The sequence below is a fragment of the Roseivirga echinicomitans genome (genome assembly GCF_001592935.1).
In the GTDB taxonomy this organism is placed as follows: Bacteria; Bacteroidota; Bacteroidia; order Cytophagales; family Cyclobacteriaceae; genus Roseivirga; species Roseivirga echinicomitans.
This window is the reverse complement of record NZ_LRDB01000023.1, coordinates 246397-264288: the sequence shown is the minus strand read 5'-3', so window position 1 is coordinate 264288 and position 17892 is coordinate 246397. Positions and strand designations below refer to the sequence as shown.

19 protein-coding genes and 1 tRNA gene are annotated in these 17892 nt (G+C 39.4%); 14 read left to right on the top strand and 6 right to left on the bottom strand.

Features of this window, described 5'->3' with window-relative positions; all coding sequences use genetic code 11:
- Nucleotides 1-17: 17 nt before the first annotated feature.
- The gene (locus AWN68_RS12510) at nt 18-518 is read right to left on the bottom strand and encodes a DUF4293 domain-containing protein (protein WP_084362855.1); all 501 of its coding nucleotides are present in this window, start codon (nt 516-518) and stop codon (nt 18-20) included.
- A 201-nt stretch (nt 519-719) separates the two neighbouring features.
- On the opposite strand from AWN68_RS12510, the gene AWN68_RS12505 reads away from it, so the two are divergent.
- Genes AWN68_RS12505 through AWN68_RS12490 form a run of 4 tightly spaced genes read left to right on the top strand, consistent with a single transcriptional unit; the run spans nt 720 to nt 5018 of the window.
- Nucleotides 720-1919, top strand: a complete 1200-nt coding sequence (locus AWN68_RS12505; RefSeq protein WP_068416137.1) for a thiolase family protein — start codon at nt 720-722, stop codon at nt 1917-1919.
- 42 nt (nt 1920-1961) lie between these two features.
- Nucleotides 1962-2708 (top strand): tRNA pseudouridine(38-40) synthase TruA, encoded by a 747-nt coding sequence (gene truA, locus AWN68_RS12500; RefSeq protein WP_068416130.1) that lies wholly within the window; start codon nt 1962-1964, stop codon nt 2706-2708.
- A gap of 4 nt (nt 2709-2712) precedes the next feature.
- Nucleotides 2713-4485: an ABC transporter ATP-binding protein gene (locus AWN68_RS12495; protein WP_068416125.1), complete on the top strand. Its 1773-nt coding sequence runs from the start codon at nt 2713-2715 to the stop codon at nt 4483-4485.
- A 2-nt stretch (nt 4486-4487) separates the two neighbouring features.
- On the top strand, nt 4488-5018 hold the full coding sequence (locus tag AWN68_RS12490) for a hypothetical protein (protein WP_068416122.1): 531 nt from the start codon (nt 4488-4490) through the stop codon (nt 5016-5018).
- Between the two features lie 15 nt (nt 5019-5033).
- Here the strand turns inward: AWN68_RS12490 and AWN68_RS12485 are convergent, their stop codons facing one another.
- Nucleotides 5034-6818 carry an ABC transporter ATP-binding protein gene (locus AWN68_RS12485; RefSeq protein ID WP_068416120.1) on the bottom strand — a complete coding sequence of 595 codons (1785 nt, stop codon included), beginning with the start codon at nt 6816-6818 and terminating at the stop codon, nt 5034-5036.
- A 152-nt stretch (nt 6819-6970) separates the two neighbouring features.
- Between AWN68_RS12485 and AWN68_RS12480 the strand changes: the two genes are divergently transcribed.
- The 7 genes from AWN68_RS12480 to coaE all read left to right on the top strand — a co-directional run bounded on the left by AWN68_RS12480 (nt 6971) and on the right by coaE (nt 12085).
- Nucleotides 6971-8074 carry a Glu/Leu/Phe/Val dehydrogenase dimerization domain-containing protein gene (locus AWN68_RS12480; protein WP_068416485.1) on the top strand — a complete coding sequence of 368 codons (1104 nt, stop codon included), beginning with the start codon at nt 6971-6973 and terminating at the stop codon, nt 8072-8074.
- Between the two features lie 68 nt (nt 8075-8142).
- Nucleotides 8143-9321, top strand: coding sequence for a transcription antitermination factor NusB (gene nusB / locus AWN68_RS12475; protein ID WP_084362854.1), 1179 nt, complete (start codon nt 8143-8145; stop codon nt 9319-9321).
- 6 nt (nt 9322-9327) lie between these two features.
- Nucleotides 9328-9633 carry a YtxH domain-containing protein gene (locus AWN68_RS12470; protein ID WP_068416113.1) on the top strand — a complete coding sequence of 102 codons (306 nt, stop codon included), beginning with the start codon at nt 9328-9330 and terminating at the stop codon, nt 9631-9633.
- A gap of 10 nt (nt 9634-9643) precedes the next feature.
- Nucleotides 9644-10171 carry a DUF1573 domain-containing protein gene (locus AWN68_RS12465; protein ID WP_084362853.1) on the top strand — a complete coding sequence of 176 codons (528 nt, stop codon included), beginning with the start codon at nt 9644-9646 and terminating at the stop codon, nt 10169-10171.
- A 14-nt stretch (nt 10172-10185) separates the two neighbouring features.
- Entirely contained in the window at nt 10186-10506 is a 321-nt protein-coding gene (gene yajC, locus AWN68_RS12460) for a preprotein translocase subunit YajC (protein ID WP_068416107.1), read from the top strand.
- 6 nt (nt 10507-10512) lie between these two features.
- Nucleotides 10513-11490 (top strand): YbbR-like domain-containing protein, encoded by a 978-nt coding sequence (locus tag AWN68_RS12455; RefSeq protein WP_068416103.1) that lies wholly within the window; start codon nt 10513-10515, stop codon nt 11488-11490.
- On the top strand, nt 11483-12085 hold the full coding sequence (gene coaE / locus AWN68_RS12450) for a dephospho-CoA kinase (RefSeq protein ID WP_068416100.1): 603 nt from the start codon (nt 11483-11485) through the stop codon (nt 12083-12085). The genes AWN68_RS12455 and coaE overlap by 8 nt, the downstream gene beginning before the upstream one ends.
- On the opposite strand, the gene AWN68_RS12445 is transcribed toward coaE, so the two are convergent.
- Nucleotides 12075-12335 carry a hypothetical protein gene (locus tag AWN68_RS12445; RefSeq protein ID WP_068416098.1) on the bottom strand — a complete coding sequence of 87 codons (261 nt, stop codon included), beginning with the start codon at nt 12333-12335 and terminating at the stop codon, nt 12075-12077. The two genes, coaE and AWN68_RS12445, sit on opposite strands and share 11 nt — an antisense overlap.
- Before the next feature lie 36 nt (nt 12336-12371).
- The gene (locus AWN68_RS12440) at nt 12372-12746 is read right to left on the bottom strand and encodes a hypothetical protein (protein WP_068416091.1); all 375 of its coding nucleotides are present in this window, start codon (nt 12744-12746) and stop codon (nt 12372-12374) included.
- A gap of 602 nt (nt 12747-13348) precedes the next feature.
- Between AWN68_RS12440 and AWN68_RS12435 the strand changes: the two genes are divergently transcribed.
- Nucleotides 13349-13978, top strand: coding sequence for a hypothetical protein (locus AWN68_RS12435; protein ID WP_157716194.1), 630 nt, complete (start codon nt 13349-13351; stop codon nt 13976-13978).
- 102 nt (nt 13979-14080) lie between these two features.
- On the opposite strand, the gene AWN68_RS12430 is transcribed toward AWN68_RS12435, so the two are convergent.
- Nucleotides 14081-14156 (bottom strand) — tRNA-His (locus tag AWN68_RS12430).
- 61 nt (nt 14157-14217) lie between these two features.
- A complete protein-coding gene (locus AWN68_RS12425; RefSeq protein WP_068416085.1) occupies nt 14218-15555 on the bottom strand; it encodes a dihydroorotase in 1338 nt (445 codons plus the stop codon).
- A gap of 70 nt (nt 15556-15625) precedes the next feature.
- On the opposite strand from AWN68_RS12425, the gene AWN68_RS12420 reads away from it, so the two are divergent.
- Together AWN68_RS12420 and AWN68_RS12415 are read left to right on the top strand one after the other, a co-directional pair.
- Nucleotides 15626-16951 carry a DEAD/DEAH box helicase gene (locus AWN68_RS12420; RefSeq protein ID WP_068416082.1) on the top strand — a complete coding sequence of 442 codons (1326 nt, stop codon included), beginning with the start codon at nt 15626-15628 and terminating at the stop codon, nt 16949-16951.
- A gap of 51 nt (nt 16952-17002) precedes the next feature.
- Nucleotides 17003-17878 (top strand): DUF4097 family beta strand repeat-containing protein, encoded by an 876-nt coding sequence (locus tag AWN68_RS12415; RefSeq protein WP_068416080.1) that lies wholly within the window; start codon nt 17003-17005, stop codon nt 17876-17878.
- Nucleotides 17879-17892: the final 14 nt, after the last annotated feature.

Here is a 17892-nt window from a genome sequence, read left to right as displayed (position 1 = left end):
GCTTTTGCCGTTTTCTGCTACCTAATCCTATCTACCGACTTTACTAATTTCTCGTCTTTACGAATAAAACGATTGGCTACTGCATTCAACACCAAAGCCACAGCAGGTAAGAAGAAACCAAGCTGGAAGTTTCCTTGAACCTGGGGGTTCACTAACTCTTCAAACTGATTCACTTTGAAGAAGCAAATTCCTAAATATGAAACCATCAGTAGGGAATTTAAAGCTCCAAGTTTCATTTGGTTAAGACGATTCTTAAACTGAAAAATAGAAAAGAGTGAAACCAATGCGGCCAAAATTGCAAGTCCAGCAAGATACCACATGCTCTGCGTTTCAATAACTACATCATCAGTCTTATCAGCAACACCTTGACCAAAATCAATGATTTGCATGTCAATGGCAGAGAAAAGAATCCCTTTTGTTTTTTCTGGATTGGCTTCGCCCCAAATGTAATAGGCCAAAACCATTCCCATACAAATAGAAACGCCTAGTAAAAGAATGCTCTGAATTCGTTGTATCATGTCTTTTTTGAGTTAGGCTGCAAATATAACCAAATCACTTTGAGTTGGAAGTCATTTAATAATGAACCACACAGCTGACGATTGATTTTGTTAAATATCTCGCTCGACCTGACTAAACTCGTAAATCCTCCAAAACCTTTTTCCTTGCTATTTAATTTGAGTTAAATTCGTGTCTCGAAAATCACAAACCCAAATTCGTTTATGGAAACTGCTTATATCGTTGATATCGTAAGAACCCCAGTAGGAAAATTCGGAGGCACATTAGCATCGGTCCGCCCCGATGATTTAGCGGCTCATGTCATCAAGGCTTTGATGGAGCGTAACCCTTCTTTTGACCCGAAATTTGTGGAGGATGTGATTTTTGGAGCGGCCAATCAAGCAGGCGAAGATAACCGTAACGTAGCCAGAATGGCGTTGCTTTTGGCAGGTTTGCCCATTGAAACAGGCGGGGTTACCGTAAACAGATTATGTGCTTCTGGCCTTCAGTCGATTATGGACGCTTCCCGCGCATTAATGTTGGGTGAGGCGGGCGCTTATATTGCTGGTGGTGTAGAGAGCATGACGAGAGCCCCGTTTGTACAGGGCAAGTCTGAAAGAGCCTATGGCAGAGCGACAGAAATGTATGATACTACGATTGGTTGGAGGTTTATTAACCCGAAACTTTCAGAATTACATTACCCTTATACAATGGGGGAAACGGCTGAAAACGTAGCTGAAAAATGGAAAGTGAGTAGAGAAGCACAAGATGAATTTGCACACAATACACAGCTGAAATACCAAGCGGCTCACAAAGCAGGAAGGTTCAAAAATGAACTGGCGCCAGTGGAAATTCCGCAACGAAAAGGGGATGCAATTTTGTTTGATAAAGACGAACATCCAAGACTTTCTTCAGTTGAAAAACTGGGTTCTTTGGCTCCGGCTTTCAAAAAAGGAGGTTCTGTTACTGCTGGTAACTCTTCAGGAATAAACGATGGAGCAGCAGCTAGTTTAATTGTCAATGAAGCCACTTTAAAGCAGTTTGGTTTAAAACCAATGGCACGAGTAGTGTCTATGGCCATTGCAGGTGTTTCTCCCGATTGCATGGGTGTGGGGCCAATTCCTGCTACACAAAAAGCATTAAAAAGAGCAGGACTTACTGTGAACGATATTGATTTGGCGGAAGTGAATGAAGCTTTTGCCGCCCAAGCCATTCCATGTATCCAAGAACTTGGATTGAACCCCGACATCGTGAATGTAAACGGTGGCTCAATTGCTATTGGTCACCCGCTGGGCGGAAGCGGGACTCGTATTTCAACCACTTTGCTTCACGAAATGCAAAAGCGCGACAATGTAAAATACGGATTGGCCACCATGTGTATTGGTGTAGGCCAAGGTGCAGCCATTATTTATGAGAAACTCTAATTTAGAACTACTTCTGACTTCGGTCTTTCGATTTCGTGCTCAATGAGATACTTCCTCGATATAAGCTACAAAGGAACCAGTTACCATGGTTGGCAATTCCAGAAGAATGCACATACACTGCAGGCTGAGATAGAGAATGCAATTTCTAGATTATTAGGGGTGCAAACTCCCATTATGGCGAGTGGCCGAACGGATGCTGGAGTGCATGCCAAACAACAAATTGCGCATTTCGACACGGTTGAATCAATTGATGTTGAGAAATTGGAATTTAGACTGAATCGATTTTTTACCCGAGACATTACCATTAACAGCATTGTGGAAGTTAAACCCGATGCGCATGCGCGGTTCAATGCTAATGAAAGGGCTTACGAATACTATATTAACCAAAAAAAGAATCCTTTTTTACAAGAGCTGAGTTATTACTTTCCGAATCCTCTGAAAGTGGAATTGATGAACGAAGCGGCTTCTAAATTACTGGGGACTCAGGATTTTGAAAGTTTTAGTAAAGTAAAAACGGAGGTAAATAATTTTATTTGCAACATCACTAAAGCCCGCTGGCAAATAGAGAACGATTCTTTGGTGTTTCACGTTACTGCCAACAGGTTTCTGAGAGGTATGGTGAGGGCTTTAGTGGGCACCTTGCTCGAAGTAGGTCTCGGAAAACTGACTGTTGAAGATTTTATTAAGATTATAGAACACAAAGATCGAACTGCTGCGGGTAGGGCAGTGCCACCAAAAGGCCTATTTTTGTCGAAAGTTACGTATCCTAGTTCTGTATATAGCAACTAATCCTTTGGAAAAAGAAAAAGTTAAAAGCGGTAATATTGTTGATTTTAAGGTGCTTAAGCGTCTTTTTCGCTTCGCGAAGCCTTACCTGAAACAGTTTTATTTGCTCGTATTCTTGACTGTTTTATTGGCCGTTTTAGTGCCCATCAGGCCATACATCGTTCAGCTTTCCATCGATACTTACGTGCCGCAAGGCGATTACGCTGGTTTAATGACCATGTTGATCATTCTGGTCATTCATCTGGTCGTTTTGGCGATAGTACAATATGCACACACTTATCTTTCGGGCTGGGTAGGGCAAACGATTATTAAAGACATACGCATAAAGCTCTACGAGCACCTGCTCAAGTTAAAACTGAAATTCTTCGATAAAACCCCTATTGGCAGACTGGTAACCCGTAATGTTTCGGACATTGAAACGCTTTCGAATGTATTTAGCGAGGGTATTGCAGCCTTGATTGGTGACCTGCTTCAGCTGGTTTTCATCATGGGCTTTATGTTCTACCTCGATTGGAGATTGACCCTGATTAGTTTAGCTACTTTGCCACTGCTTATTTTCAGTACTTACATTTTCAAAGAGAAAATCAAGGTCACTTTTAACGATGTTCGGAATGCGGTTTCAAACCTTAATTCCTATGTGCAAGAGCATGTGACGGGAATGAATATCGTTCAGATTTTTAATGCTGAAGAACGCGAATACGACAAATTCAAAAAGATCAATAAGGAGCACGAAAAGGCCCATATTAAGTCTGTACTTTACTATGCTATCTATTTCCCAGTAGCAGAAATTATCCAAGCCGCAGCCATTGGTATGGTGGTTTGGTATGGGGCACGTGGCATTCTGAGCGATTCTGGAATTGGCCCAGGATTGATCATTTCCTTCATTATGTACCTTCAAATGTTCTTCCGCCCGATAAGGATGATTGCCGATAGGTTCAATACCCTGCAAATGGGAATTGTAAGCTCGAATCGAATTTTTACCCTTTTGGATAGTAATGAAAACATTACCGATGAAGGCACTTATATGCCTGAGAAATTTAAAGGTGATGTGAAATTCAAGAATGTTTGGTTTGCCTATAACGAAGAAGAATACGTTTTGAAAGATATTTCTTTTCACGTAAAAGAGGGAGAAACCATTGCCTTGGTTGGCGCTACGGGTGCAGGAAAGTCTTCCGTCATTAATCTTTTAAGTCGCTTTTATGAAATCAATAAAGGCACAATTGAAATTGATGGGCACAATTTAAAGGAATATGATCTTTCCGCTTTGCGGGAAAAGATTGGCGTGGTACTGCAGGATGTCTTTCTGTTCTCAGACACCATTCGGCAAAATATTACCCTGGGCAACCCCGATATTTCGGATGAGAAAATTCAGGAGGCTGCTGCTTTGGTCGGGGCTAAGAAGTTCATCGAAAGATTGCCAGGTAAGTATGATTATAACGTAATGGAACGTGGAGCTACACTTTCGGTAGGTCAGCGCCAATTGATTTCATTTGTTCGTGCCATGGTCTACGACCCCCAAATCATAGTGCTCGATGAGGCCACTTCTTCTGTGGATTCAGAAACGGAGGAAATGATCCAGCATGCCATTGAAAAGCTAATGACAGGAAGAACGGCTATTGTGATTGCACATAGGCTTTCAACCATTCAGAATGCAGATAAAATAATTGTACTTGATAAAGGTGAGATCAAGGAAGTTGGTAGCCATCAAGAGCTTTTGGACAAAGGTGGATTCTACGCCAACTTGTATAAAATGCAATACAAAGAAGTAACAACGATATAGGTATGAAAAAGTATATTTTAATTGCTCTAGCAATTTTAGTCATTGGTGGAGGAGCGTCATATGTGTATTTGGGCGGATTGAATTCTGTGGAATTCACGGTAGAAGATGTGAATGATTATCATTTGGTGGGAAGAATGTTCCAAGGTCAAGCGGATGCCAAAGAAATTGAAGATTACTTTTTCGAGGCCAAAGATTTTGCTATTGGAGGCACTATTGATGGTGAATTAACCATCCTGCATTACAACGATACTACTTTAGCTAAAAAGGAGATCAAGCTATTTATTGGTGTTTTATTGAATAATTCAGCCGATACACTTGATTTGCCTGTGGGCTATACCTTAGTGAAAGTGCCTGCACAAAAAACAATTCGCGCGACAATTCTAGCCAATAATGCGGTAATTCCTGGGCCGGAAACTATTGAGGCGAGATTAATTGAAAAGGCCGAAGAAAACGGACTCACCCCCCAAACCTTTACTATCGAAAAATATATTTCTGAAACGGAAATGGTGATTGATATGCCAGTGAAGAATTAATATCTAAGCCTTAATTCAATCCACCTCTTCTTGCTGTAGTTGCTTATCGTAAAGCTCTTTATAAACTCCGTTTTTGGCCAGTAACGATTCGTTGGTGCCTTGCTCAATAATTTCTCCATCGTCCAATACAATGATTTTATCGGCCAATTTCGCAGAAGAAACACGGTGAGAAATAATGACCGAAGTCCTTCCTTTCATAATCCGTTGAAGACTATTTAGAATTGTGTTTTCGGTATTGGTATCTACAGCCGAAAGCGCATCATCCATAATCAAGATTTTAGGATTCCGCACAATAGCCCGTGCAATAGAAGCCCTTTGTTTTTGTCCGCCAGAAAGCGTGATACCTCGTTCACCTAACATGGTTTCAAAACTTTTCGGGAATTCCTTAATGTTGTCATACAAATCGGCATCCTTGGCAGCTTGAATAATGTCTTCTTTAGAAATATTGTCCGCACCAAAAGCAATGTTACTACCTATGGAGTCGCTAAAAAGGAAGACATCTTGTGGCACATAACCTGTTTGAGATCTTAATTTCGACAATCGGTAATCTTTAATACTCCGGCCGTCAATGCTGATTTTGCCATCAGTAGCATCGTACATTCTCCCAATCAGGTTGGCGATCGTGCTTTTACCTGAGCCCGTTGTGCCAATTATGGCAATCGACTCTCCTGCATTTACTTCGAAGCTAATATTTCGGAGTGCTTTTGTGCCAGAATCTGGATAAGTGAAACTCACGTTTTCGAACTTAATATTTCCTTTCACTTCGACATCCAAGTCCTTATCAGAAACAATGTCGTTTTTCTCTTTCAAGAATTCATTGATCCTTTTTTGCGATGCTGCCGCCATTTGAATAATACTGGTAATCCAGCCCAAGGCGGTTACTGGCCAAGTGAGCATGTTTACATAAATCACAAATTCGGCAATGTTACCGTAACTGATCTTTCCATCGATGACTTGATTACCGCCTACATAAATGGTGAGGATAACGCTCAGGCCAATCAAAGCCATAATCAAGGGGTGGAATAAGGAGTTTACGAAAACGAGACGGAGCGATTTGTGCTTGTAGTTTTCGCTTTCTTTCAAGAAGTTTTTAACGGAATCTTTCTCACGTACAAAAGCCTTGATTACACGAATTCCTGAGAAGGCCTCTTGCGTAAACGTGGACATGCTAGAAAGACTTTGCTGAATTTCCTCCGATCGTTTGTTGATCACATTATTCACGAAGTAAATACTAACAGAAAGCAAAGGAAGTGGCAAAAGCGCATAAAAAGTGAGTTCTGCATTCACTTTGAGCATTTCATAAATTACCATTGGAAAAAGTACCAGCAAGTTAATGCCATACATGATTCCAGGTCCTAAATACATGCGCACACGGCTTACATCTTCCGAAATTCGGTTCATTAAATCGCCTGTATTGTTTTTTCTGTAAAAGCTAAGCGGAAGATTTTGGTATTGAACATAGACTTCATTCTTTAAGTCGTATTCAATTTTTCTAGACATGACAATAATAGTCTGCCGAACCAGAAAAAGGAAAAAGCCCCTGAGCAAGGCCATTACAAGAATGATTATTCCAAGAATAACAACGCCAACTTCTAGCTTTGTGAAAAGGATGCCACCTAAGCTACCGCCTTCAAAAACATGGTAGAGGGCAAAACTCTCTGTAACATAATCGATTGCGTAGCGCACCACCTTTGCAGGCCAAATGGCGAAATAGTTAGATACGATCAAAAAGATGATTCCTAAAACAAGGAGTAGCTTATACTTGAGTAGGTATTTATTAAGGTGGCTTAGTTCTTTCACGTTTTGCTTAACAGAACAGGTTACAATAAGGTTGCCTGTCGTCAGTTATTCTTTAGAATTCTTCAACTTTTCGCTTACTTTTGCCCACCAGTAGAAAAGGCCAAATCAGCGAAGGATGTGGCAAATATAACTTAAACTACAAATTGACAATAATGGTAGAGGTAAACGGAACAGAAAAAGTGGGAAGTATCTCAATTTTCGAACAAGCTGCCAAGCTAGGCCATGAGCAAGTGGTTTTTTGCCACGATGAACCAACTGGTTTAAAAGCAATCATCGGTATTCATAATACAGTATTGGGCCCAGCCCTAGGCGGAACCCGTATGTGGAACTACGCTACTGAAGAAGAGGCAGCCATAGATGTTTTAAGACTTTCAAGAGGAATGACCTACAAGGCGGCCATATCTGGGCTTAACCTTGGTGGTGGAAAAGCTGTAATTATTGGCGATCCTGCTAAATTAAAGAATGAAGCATTTCTTCGCAGATTCGGTAAATTCGTAGACAGTCTTCAAGGTAAGTATATTACTGCAGAAGATATGAATATGAAAACCAGCGATATGGAACATATCGGTATGGAAACCAAGCACGTGACTGGTTTGCCAGTAGAAATGGGCGGTAGTGGAGATCCTTCTCCAGTTACAGCTTATGGCGTTTATGTCGGCATAAAGGCTGCAGCAAAAAAGGCTTATGGTTCTGATTCGCTTGCTGGTAAGAAAATATCTGTTCAAGGTGTTGGTCAAGTAGGTATGTACTTGGTAGAACATTTGACAAAAGAAGGAGCCCAAGTTTTTATGACCGACATCAACCAAGACAGATTGAAAATGGTTTCTGAAAAAACAGGTGCTACCGTAGTAGGGATGGATGAAATTTACGGTTTAGACGTAGATATTTATGCGCCTTGTGCCATGGGAGCAACTATCAATGACGATACAATCTCAAAACTGAAATGCTCAGTAATTGCTGGAGCTGCTAATAATCAGTTGAAGGATGAAGCCCGTCATGGTAACATGCTCATCGAAAAAGGTATAGTATATGCTCCTGATTTTGTAATTAATGCTGGTGGTATTATAAACATAACTGGTGAGCTAAGAGGATCGTATAGTAAAGATCTTGCCTATATGTGGACAGAAAAGATTTACGATACATGTACGAATATTTTGGCGAAAGCTGATAAAGACGGAATTCCTTCTCAAAAAGCAGCCATGTTATTGGCTGAAAAGAGAATTGAAGACGTGGGTAGAGTTAAACTTTCATTTTAATATAATGCAAGGGAGTTGTTAAAAACTCCCTGCTACTTTCTATTTTTACCGTTCTTTAAAATTTTGAAATGCTTAACAGGAGATCACTAAGAGTAAAGGCGATGCAATCATTGTTCGCTTATGGTCAATGCAAAGAAGCTAACTATAATTTAGGTTTGGCAGAGATTGATGAGGCTTTCCTTCCAGATTTAAATTCTATGGAAGCTCAAGATCGTGATTTGCTTAAATCGCAGCGACAGCAGAGTAAAAGAGTGTATGCCAATAAGATCAATGGCAGTGCTCTTGATCCCTCAGAAGTAATTGGTGAAGAAGCCCAGAAGGCGGCTAATGATGCTCAGAAAACTTATTTAAGCAATCAAAGAAAAGATTTCAATCACATGCTGTCTTCGATGATTCTTGATGCAGAGTCTTTGATTGATCGATTTTTGGAAGTCGTTAGTTTGCTTATTGCATGGTCTGATCATTCAAAAGTAGAGGCGGACAAAAAGTCTAAGATTTCTCCTGAAAAGGTTGTTGTGGGGGACTATAACTTTTCCAAAAACAAGGTGATTGAGTTTTTCAAAAACTCTTCTAAAGTTCAGGTGGCCTTGGTCAAAAGGAACATCGGTTGGGAAGATGAAGAACAGAATGTAAAGAACTGGTACAAAGAAGTATTAAAGAAGGATGAAGTTTACAACGAATACCGTAGAACGGCCAACCCTTCTTTTGAAGAAGATAAAGCAATAGTAGATCACATTGTTAAGCAGGAGGTATTTAAAATTGATATGATTTTAGCCTTCTTTGAGGAACGAGATATTTTCTGGCAAGAAAATAAGGCCATCGCCCGTAGTTTGGTGAGTCGCTCAATTCGTGACCTCGAAGAATCGAGTTCTCCGAAAGAGTTTGAGTTACCGGATTTTTCAAATAACTGGGAAGAGGATAAATCCTTTTTTGAGAAAATATTCAAGTCGGCTGTAGAAAACGATGAAGAATATAGCAAGATTATTGGGGCAAAAACAAAGAATTGGGAGGTTGACAGGTTGGCAATTACCGATCAGATTATACTCAAAATGGCGATTGCTGAAATGCTGAATTTCCAGAGTATCCCTGTAAAGGTTACTATAAATGAGTATATTGAGCTTTCAAAGAATTACAGTACTCCTAAGAGCAAGCAATTCATAAATGGGATACTTGATGTGATTAGTGTAGAGCTGAAAACATCAGGCAAGTTGAAAAAGAGTGGTAGGGGTTTAATGGATAATAAATAGACGTTAATGAGTAAAGGATCAAGCAACGTATTGGCATTTGTTATTGGCGCAGCCACAGGTGCTATTTTGGGCATTTTATATGCCCCAGATAAAGGATCGAACACAAGAGACAAACTTTCGTATCAGCTAGATAAGTATAAGAAGCAGCTAGAAGATTTGTTGGAAGATCTTATTAACGGAAAGCATGAAATTGCTTCTGAGGCAAAATCAGAAGGTGAAAAAGTGGTTTCTGAAGCTCGTTTAAAAGCAGAACAATTATTAACAGATGTTGACAATCTGATTGGTCAGATTAAGTCTGGAGACAAAAACTAAATATAGAATTATGAAAACTAAATTATCTCTATTGAGTTTAGTGGCTTTATTTTTTATCGCGTCATCTTGCGGTAATTCAGAAATGGAAAAGCGACTTGCCACTTTGGAAAGAAGAGTGAATCAACTGGAAAATGGCGGAGTAGTAAGAAATAATGGTACACTACCAACTCAAGCTCAGACGGTGTCAAATGTGCCTGAGCAAAACCTTAGTGCTAATGCGGCCTTCAAATGGGATCAAACACTTTATAACTTCGGTACAATTCAGGCTGGAGAGGTCGTGAACTACACTTTTAAATTCACTAACTCTGGAACTGAACCTTTGTCAATTCAAAGTGCTTCTGCTTCATGTGGATGTACAGTGCCTAGTTATTCAAGAGAGCCAATTGCGCCAGGAGGAACAGGGGAAATTGTAGTGAGATATGATAGTAAAGGAAAGAATGGGCAGCAAAGCCCAGTAATCACAATTGTAGCCAATACCAACCCTAAGCAAACTAGATTGAGTTTGAGAGGATTTGTACAGACGGCAACAGCACCATAATTTTAAATAACACAATGTTAAAAGGTATTTTATTACAAACTCCTGCACCGGCTGGAGGAGGCTGGATCCAGCAATTACTTTTGTTTGGAGGTATAGCCGTAGTGTTCTATTTCTTTATGATTAGACCACAACAGAAAAAGCAGAAGGACCAAAAAAGTTTTATTAGTGACATCAAGAAGGGGGATAGAATTGTCACCATTGGAGGTATTCATGGAAGAATAGCCGAAATGGATGATGATACCATTACCTTGGATGTCGAGAAAGGTGCTAAAATCAAGTTTGACAAAAGCGCCATCTCATTAGAAGCAAGTAAAAAATTGGCAGGTAAAGCTTAAATGTGATTGAGAAGTGCTGAAGAAATAATTGAATTTCTAAAAAGGTCTTTCAATACGCCCAGTACCAAGGACGAAAAATTGAAGGTGGTAATATTATGCATAATAATATCTACCACCTTTTGGTTTTTTAGTGCCCTAAATAAATCCGATTATGTTACCCAAATCAACTATCCAATCAAGGTAGTTTATAATGATTCACTCTATGTAGCCTTATCAGACATACCAGATAAACTCCCACTTGAAGTAACCGGTGGTGGATGGGATTTAATGACCCGATCATTCGGTTTTAGTATGGAACCACTGGTTATTGAGGTAGAAAACCCTGTCAGAGAAAAATACAAACTATCCAGTAGTTTGAGGCAAGAAATAGCTCCTCGTTTAGACCCTGTAATCATCAATTATATCATTGAAGACTCTCTTATTTTTAATATTGATGAGAGGGTAAGCATGGATGCAGAGTTGTGGTTGGATAGTAGCCAACTGAAGTTAGCCTCTAATTATAGAATTACATCATCGATAATGCTAGAGCCAAACCACATTAGAATTACTGGTCCCAAAAGTATGCTGGACACTTTAGTGAGGCCGATTAAAATAGACATTGGGAATGCTGAGCTAAACAACAGTGTAGATCAAAAAATAAGTATTAAGAATTTCGGCTCTAACCTTATTTCAACCGACATAGGAGAGGTGTCGGTGAAATTTGAAGTTACCGAGTTTATGAGGAAGGAGATAGAACTTCCAGTATACCCTATTAATTTCAAAGGCAAAAAGGCCGGAATTGACCCTAGTAAAGTTGTGGTTTCTTATGAAGTAATAGTAAGTGAAGTTAGAGGCGTTGATTCATTAAATATGGTTTTGACTGCGGATTATTTCAATCTGAAAAAGAGCGATAATACGATTCCTATTGAAATTGCAATGAAACCCTCATTTATACTGAACCCTGTGTTATCTCAAGGCAAGGTTAAATTGAAGGATAATGAATGATGTTCTTACCGTTGGGGTAACTGGGGGTATAGGCTCTGGTAAAACAACTGTTTGCAAAATATTCCATCAACTTGGCGTAAACATCTATTACGCTGACGATCGAGGCAAATATCTTTTAAATAACGATGAATTACTGAAAAGCCAAGTAAAGGATTCATTTGGTGAGGAAAGCTATTTGGCCGATGGGCGGCTCAACAGAAGTTTTCTAGCCAATAGTGTGTTTTCTGATAAAGAAGAGCTTGAGAAGCTAAATGCTTTGGTTCATCCAGCCGTAGCTGAAGACTATTTAATTTGGGCGACTCAGCAAAAGGGATCAATCCTGATAAAGGAAGCTGCTTTATTTATCGAAAATGATTCTTATAAATTATTGGATAAATTAATATGTGTCATGGCGCCAGAAAGTGTTCGAGTAAATCGTGTTCTTATGCGCGACATGCAGAGAAGCCGAAATCAAGTGCTAGACATCATGAGTAATCAAGTTGATGATCAAAAGAGAAAGGAAGTCTCGGACTATTTAATAGATAATGGTGGTACTAAATTATTGATTCCCCAAGTACTCAGTATCTATAAGGCGCTTCAGAAGATTAGGGATTGATAAAAGAAGGCAACGAGATCTGGTCTGCATAAAATTTCATCCGGCTATGCGAAAAATCTAGTAAATCAATTTTGTCAATTTTGTCGAGCTTGTGGTTGTAGAAAACTTCAAGGTAGTAATCCTGAAGTAAGTATAGGTTTACCTTATAGCCATAGTAGCGAATACCGACAATGAATTTCCCATTTTGGTAAAGCTCTTTAACTTGGTCTTGTACATTCAATTCAAAGAAATCGAAAAAGGTATTTGCCATAACCCAAAATAATCAATTGAGTACATGTAACCGAATTTAGGCGTGTAAAGTATGGAATAATCTGCTGTCTCTTGGGATTATTGTTTTGTACACAAACACATATGAGCCTTTCGATGAATAATCATTGTGAGGCGATTTAATGACATTGGGTGCTTTATTTAACTTGCGTATGGTTTCCATTGCATCCTTAAAACTATCGTTAGCCCAATACCTCCAGTGCTTACATGTCATGTCTTGTCGAATTGTGGATTCGATATTCAGTAGGTTTTCAGCATTGGTAACGCCAATATTCCAAATCAGGTGCTGTTTAGTATAGAAAGTATTCCCATCAATCCATTCTTTTATTTTTTGTACACAGTGGAGGTTTTGAGGAGATTTAAAAACATCCGATATGGTAAGAACTGTATCCATAGGTTGGGCCTAATTAGTGGTATTAACAAAATGAGTCTCGTTGCGTTAGTGATATGGGCAAGAACGCTTAAGAAATTAACATGTTAAAAAACTAAAAATCAACTATTTATAGACTTAATTTATAAGTGGGGTTGAAGGTGAAATTGATTTTCTTCGTCTTTTTCCGAGTTTTCAGCAAAGAATAGTTTTTGAAGAGCATTTCACTGCGGATGTAAAATTTCTTTGGTAGAATGATAAAGTACCTTCGACTTAAACTTTAGTTGTTTTTGACTAAATCCTTTTATATCTTCATACTCGTAAGCAATGGCTATTTTTCTTTGTTTACGAATGAACAGAGACACATCTAGATCGAGCTTCTTTCTGAAGTAGAATTTCTTATTCGTTTTAATAAGGTGATATTGGTATTCAATGTACTCACCTGTTTCCTGTAGTTTAAATTGTCGTTCATGAGGGCTCTAAACCAGTCGGATTTTTTGAGAATAATTGAGGGGAGAGATTATGAATTTCTCATCAATGGTTACCCGTTTGAACTAAAGGAATCCGTTCGTTTGTCAAGCCAACAATTTCATTCTAAGCACAACTATTATTTTAAGAATTGTAGGTTGCCGAAACTCATAGTGTCTGAGACGGATATCTCATCACGGTGGAGTTTTGAAAACTGTCATTTTGATGAATTGATTATAGAATCAAGCACTGTTGCCAATATTGAATTTGAGAATTGTGTAATCGGGGACCTCATGTATAAGTTCAATCGTAATGCAGGAGCCCTAAAAATACATTCATGTAAGGTGAATCATTTGGAATACCTGTCGAACTCAAAATTTGATGTGCTCCACATTGGATGTAATAACCTGTTAGATAAGGTGAATATATTAAACAATGGTGCCGAAAATACGGGTGAGTCTGAGTTTTATCTCTGTCCTGAGAAGTTTAATGCCATTAGAATTGAAAAACTTACGGCCTCCAAGTTAGAAATTGGCACCTTTGGAGAATACTCAAATTTGTTTCTTAACGAAATCAGAACTGATCATTTGCTTTTGAGGAACTGTTATAGCAAAAACGCCAATGTGATTTTTAAAAAAGTAAGGCCTAAGAGCGAGAATCGAGGTGTGCTTCAATTCATGGACTCAACGATTGGTGCTTCAGTATTTGAAAATGATTTTTTCAAATCCTATTTTTCGGTTGAATATAAGAATAGTAGTATAGATAACTTTGCGCCTACAGGCACCTGATCTAGAATGAACCATTGCGGATTGACGCAAACATAAAGCTACTATTCACAAATAGGTGGGCGAAAAAAAAGAGAGTTACACAAGTAACTCTCTAGATATTATGGGTGGAAGATGGGACTCGAACCCACGACCCTCGGTACCACAAACCGATGCTCTAACCAACTGAGCTACAACCACCATTTAATTGGGTTTGCAAATGTAAGAGTTAGGTTTGAATTTGCAAATACTCTGATCTCATTTTATCGATCAAATTCTAATCTATTTCCGGAGCCTATATTTTTGACTTCTCCATTAGAGAATACCCTTTTACCTGAAACAATAGTATTAGTGACACTCGATTTAAATTGATGCCCTTCGAATGGAGACCAACCGCATTTTGAGAGTACATTGTTCCTGCTTACTCGCCATGGGGAATTTAGGTTTACGATGGCAATGTCTGCATGGTAACCCTCCCTTAAATAACCTCTTTTATCAATGTCGAATAAGTCTGAAACAGCATGAGAGGTTTTTTCTACAATCTTTTCTAAGCTGATTTTGCCCTGATGGTAGAGGTCTAGTAATGCGACTAAAGAATGTTGTACCAAAGGACCTCCAGATGGTGCTTTGAAATAACTGTTTTCTTTTTCCTCTAAAGTATGAGGCGCATGGTCTGTAGCGATGACATCAATTCTATTTTCTATCACTCCCTTTAAAATGGCATCACGATCCGAAGCCGCCTTGACAGCAGGGTTCCACTTAATGAATGATCCTTTTTCTGCATAATCTTCATCCGAAAACCAGAGATGATGAACACAGGCTTCTGCAGTAATTTTTTTCTCCTTAAGAGGAATATCGTTTCTGAAGAGCTCAAGTTCTTTGGCTGTGGAGATATGTAAGATATGAAGTCTTGCGCCTTTCTTTTTAGCCAAATCAACAGCAAAGGAGGAAGATGCGTAACAAGCTTCAGCACTTCTAATGATTGGATGCTCACTCATTGGGACGTCTTCTCCATATTGAGCTTTGGCCTTGGCTATGTTGGCCTGAATAATTTCTTCAGACTCACAATGGGTAGCAATAAGCGTTGGAGAGTTTTCAAATATATTTTCTAATGTCTTCTGATTATCTACCAGCATATTTCCAGTAGATGAACCCATAAATACTTTTACACCACAAACTTTTCGTGGATCTGTCTTAAGTACTTCATCTAAGTTGTCGTTCGATGCTCCCATAAAGAAAGAGTAATTGGCCAAACTGTTTTTGGCAGCAATTTGATATTTGTCCTCGAGTAATTTTTGAGTCAAGGTATTGGGGACGGTGTTGGGCATTTCCATAAAGGAGGTGATGCCACCTGCGACAGCTGCCCTTGATTCAGTATAAATTTCTGCCTTATGGGTGAGGCCGGGTTCTCTGAAATGAACTTGGTCGTCAATGAGCCCTGGTAATACATACTGGCCGCTGGCGTCAATTACTTCATCGGCAGTCAGGTGCTGAAGATCTTTGTCAATGTTTTGAATAAAACCATTTTCTATAAAGATATCGGCTTCGAAAATTTTGTTTTCGTTGATCAACTTTCCGTTGAGAATCAGTATTGAAGACATGCTTGTGTTTTTTATTGTGTAACGGGTTAACGTAATTGCAAGTTATTACCAAATAACTCCTCCGCAATTTATGGCCGAAGAAAACATTTCGTTCGAAGAATTAAAATTGAGTCGTCAGTTTCTCAATGCCATAGATGATCTCGGGTATACAGCACCTACACCAATTCAAAAAAAGGCCATTCCAATAGCATTGGCAGGGCATGATTTATTAGGAATTGCACAGACTGGAACGGGTAAAACTGCTGCTTTTGTGTTGCCTATACTTATGAAGCTTAAATATGCGCAAGGCGATCATGTAAGAGCTTTAATTCTAGCGCCCACCCGTGAGTTGGTCATGCAAATTGAGGGTAATGCTCGAGAATTGGCTCGCTATACTGATTTAAGGATCGTTAGTTTGTATGGAGGCTTAGGCCCAAAGCAGCAAATAGAGGCCGTTGAAAAAGGAGTAGACATTATTGTAAGTACGCCTCAGCGCTTTTTGGATATTTACTTAAAGGGAATAATTCACACTAAGTTGATCAAAACGATGGTGTTGGATGAGGCTGATAAAATGATGGACATGGGCTTTATGCCTCAGATCAAGAATGTACTAGAGGTGGTTCCAAGAAAGCGACAAAACATGCTTTTCTCGGCTACCATGCATGATAAGGTGATTTTGTTGACGGAGGACTTCTTGGAGTTTCCAGAGAAAATTGAAATCGCGCCTCAGGCTACGGTAATTGATACCATTGAGCAGCGACTTTATGAAGTGCCGAATTTCAAAACTAAGATCAACTTATTAGAGCACTTTCTGAAAAGTGAGGAGCTTCAGCGCGTGATTGTTTTTACGAAGACAAGGACGAATGCGGACAACGTTTCGAAATTTATAGAGAGAAGGCAATTGGGGCCAGTTCGTGTAATTCACGCCAATAAGGGCCAGAATTCACGAATTAATGCCATGTCTGAATTTAAAGAAGGGGATGTCCGTGTATTGGTTTCCACCGATGTTACCGCTAGAGGTATGGATATTAGCATGGTGAGTCATGTGATTAACTTTGACGTGCCTTTGATTGACGAGGACTACGTGCACAGGATTGGGCGAACCGGAAGGGCCAATAATGCTGGTATAGCCATCACTTTCGCCAACGAACTTGAAATGTTTTCGGTGGCTAAGATCGAAGCATTAATTCAGAATACAATTACACGCCACAATATGCCATCGGAAGTTTTGGTAGAAAAAACGCCTTTTGTAGAAGGACAGGAGATGCTACGAGCCATTGATGATCTTAAGAAGAAGGATGATCCTGAGTTTAAAGGGGCGTTTCACGAGAAAAAGAAAAAGTTCTCAACCAAAAGTAGCAAGTCGTCCTCGAGTAGAACGAAGGGAAAAGGGCAGCGTAAAGGAAAGAGAAAATAAAATACTGGTCGAATTTTATTAAATTAACCGTTACAAAAAACTCAAACAACAATGAAAAAAATGATCACATCCGTTGGAATAGGGCTGGTTTGCCTTATTGCAGCACCAAACGCCAATGCCCAGAAGGATGGCGAATTCCATTTAGATAATACTTATAGCATCGGAGCTTCAGGAACGCTTTATTTAAACTCCGAGGATGCAGAGGTGAGAATCACGGGCAGTAGCAGGTCTGACGCCCATATTAAAATCGATCGTACTCAGCAAATCAAAGGATTTACATCAGGTAGGGCAGAGTTCAATGTTATTGTAGAAAATCGTGGTGATGATTTACATGTCACTGAACGTGAAAGAAGTGGCGTTAGAATTCAAATGGGTTCTATCAGAACCGATTATCGTATTGATATTGAATTACCCGAGTCGGCTTCTATTCGTGTGAAAGGCGAAGATGATGACTATGTAGTAAGAAATGTAAATGGAAAAATTTACATGGAAACTGAGGATGGCGATATTGAAATTATCGATTGCCGAAGCAACGATTTCGAATTTAGATTAGAAGATGGCGACCTTAGAATTGATGGAGGTACGGGTTCATTGAAAGTTGAATCTGAAGATGGAGATGTTGAGGTTCGAGGCGGAAGTTTTAATGACATCGACATCGATATTGAAGACGGAGATGTGATGCTGGAAACCTCATTATCGGATGATGGAAGATATATTATTAGAGGCGAAGACTCTTCAATTGAATTTGTAGTAACCAACGGAGGAGGCGAGTTTTCAATACTCAAGGATGACGGTAGTGTTCGTGCATCTAGTGCGTTTGAAACTGTTCATGAAACGGATCATCGTTCTGAACTTAAGTTGGAAGGTGGTAAGGCCAATGTTGAAATTAGAACTGAGGATGGTAGAGTGAGACTCAGTAAAAACTAATCTGCTTCAAAAAA

Bases quoted from the DNA above. Each gene is read 5' to 3' on its own strand.
- AWN68_RS12510 (WP_084362855.1), bottom strand. From the start codon at position 518: ATGATACAACGAATTCAGAGCATTCTTTTACTAGGCGTTTCTATTTGT.
- AWN68_RS12505 (WP_068416137.1), top strand. From the start codon at position 720: ATGGAAACTGCTTATATCGTTGATATCGTAAGAACCCCAGTAGGAAAA.
- truA (WP_068416130.1), top strand. From the start codon at position 1,962: ATGAGATACTTCCTCGATATAAGCTACAAAGGAACCAGTTACCATGGT.
- AWN68_RS12490 (WP_068416122.1), top strand. From the start codon at position 4,488: ATGAAAAAGTATATTTTAATTGCTCTAGCAATTTTAGTCATTGGTGGA.
- AWN68_RS12480 (WP_068416485.1), top strand. From the start codon at position 6,971: ATGGTAGAGGTAAACGGAACAGAAAAAGTGGGAAGTATCTCAATTTTC.
- nusB (WP_084362854.1), top strand. From the start codon at position 8,143: ATGCTTAACAGGAGATCACTAAGAGTAAAGGCGATGCAATCATTGTTC.
- AWN68_RS12470 (WP_068416113.1), top strand. From the start codon at position 9,328: ATGAGTAAAGGATCAAGCAACGTATTGGCATTTGTTATTGGCGCAGCC.
- AWN68_RS12465 (WP_084362853.1), top strand. From the start codon at position 9,644: ATGAAAACTAAATTATCTCTATTGAGTTTAGTGGCTTTATTTTTTATC.
- yajC (WP_068416107.1), top strand. From the start codon at position 10,186: ATGTTAAAAGGTATTTTATTACAAACTCCTGCACCGGCTGGAGGAGGC.
- coaE (WP_068416100.1), top strand. From the start codon at position 11,483: ATGAATGATGTTCTTACCGTTGGGGTAACTGGGGGTATAGGCTCTGGT.
- AWN68_RS12445 (WP_068416098.1), bottom strand. From the start codon at position 12,335: ATGGCAAATACCTTTTTCGATTTCTTTGAATTGAATGTACAAGACCAA.
- AWN68_RS12440 (WP_068416091.1), bottom strand. From the start codon at position 12,746: ATGGATACAGTTCTTACCATATCGGATGTTTTTAAATCTCCTCAAAAC.
- AWN68_RS12425 (WP_068416085.1), bottom strand. From the start codon at position 15,555: ATGTCTTCAATACTGATTCTCAACGGAAAGTTGATCAACGAAAACAAA.
- AWN68_RS12420 (WP_068416082.1), top strand. From the start codon at position 15,626: ATGGCCGAAGAAAACATTTCGTTCGAAGAATTAAAATTGAGTCGTCAG.
- AWN68_RS12415 (WP_068416080.1), top strand. From the start codon at position 17,003: ATGAAAAAAATGATCACATCCGTTGGAATAGGGCTGGTTTGCCTTATT.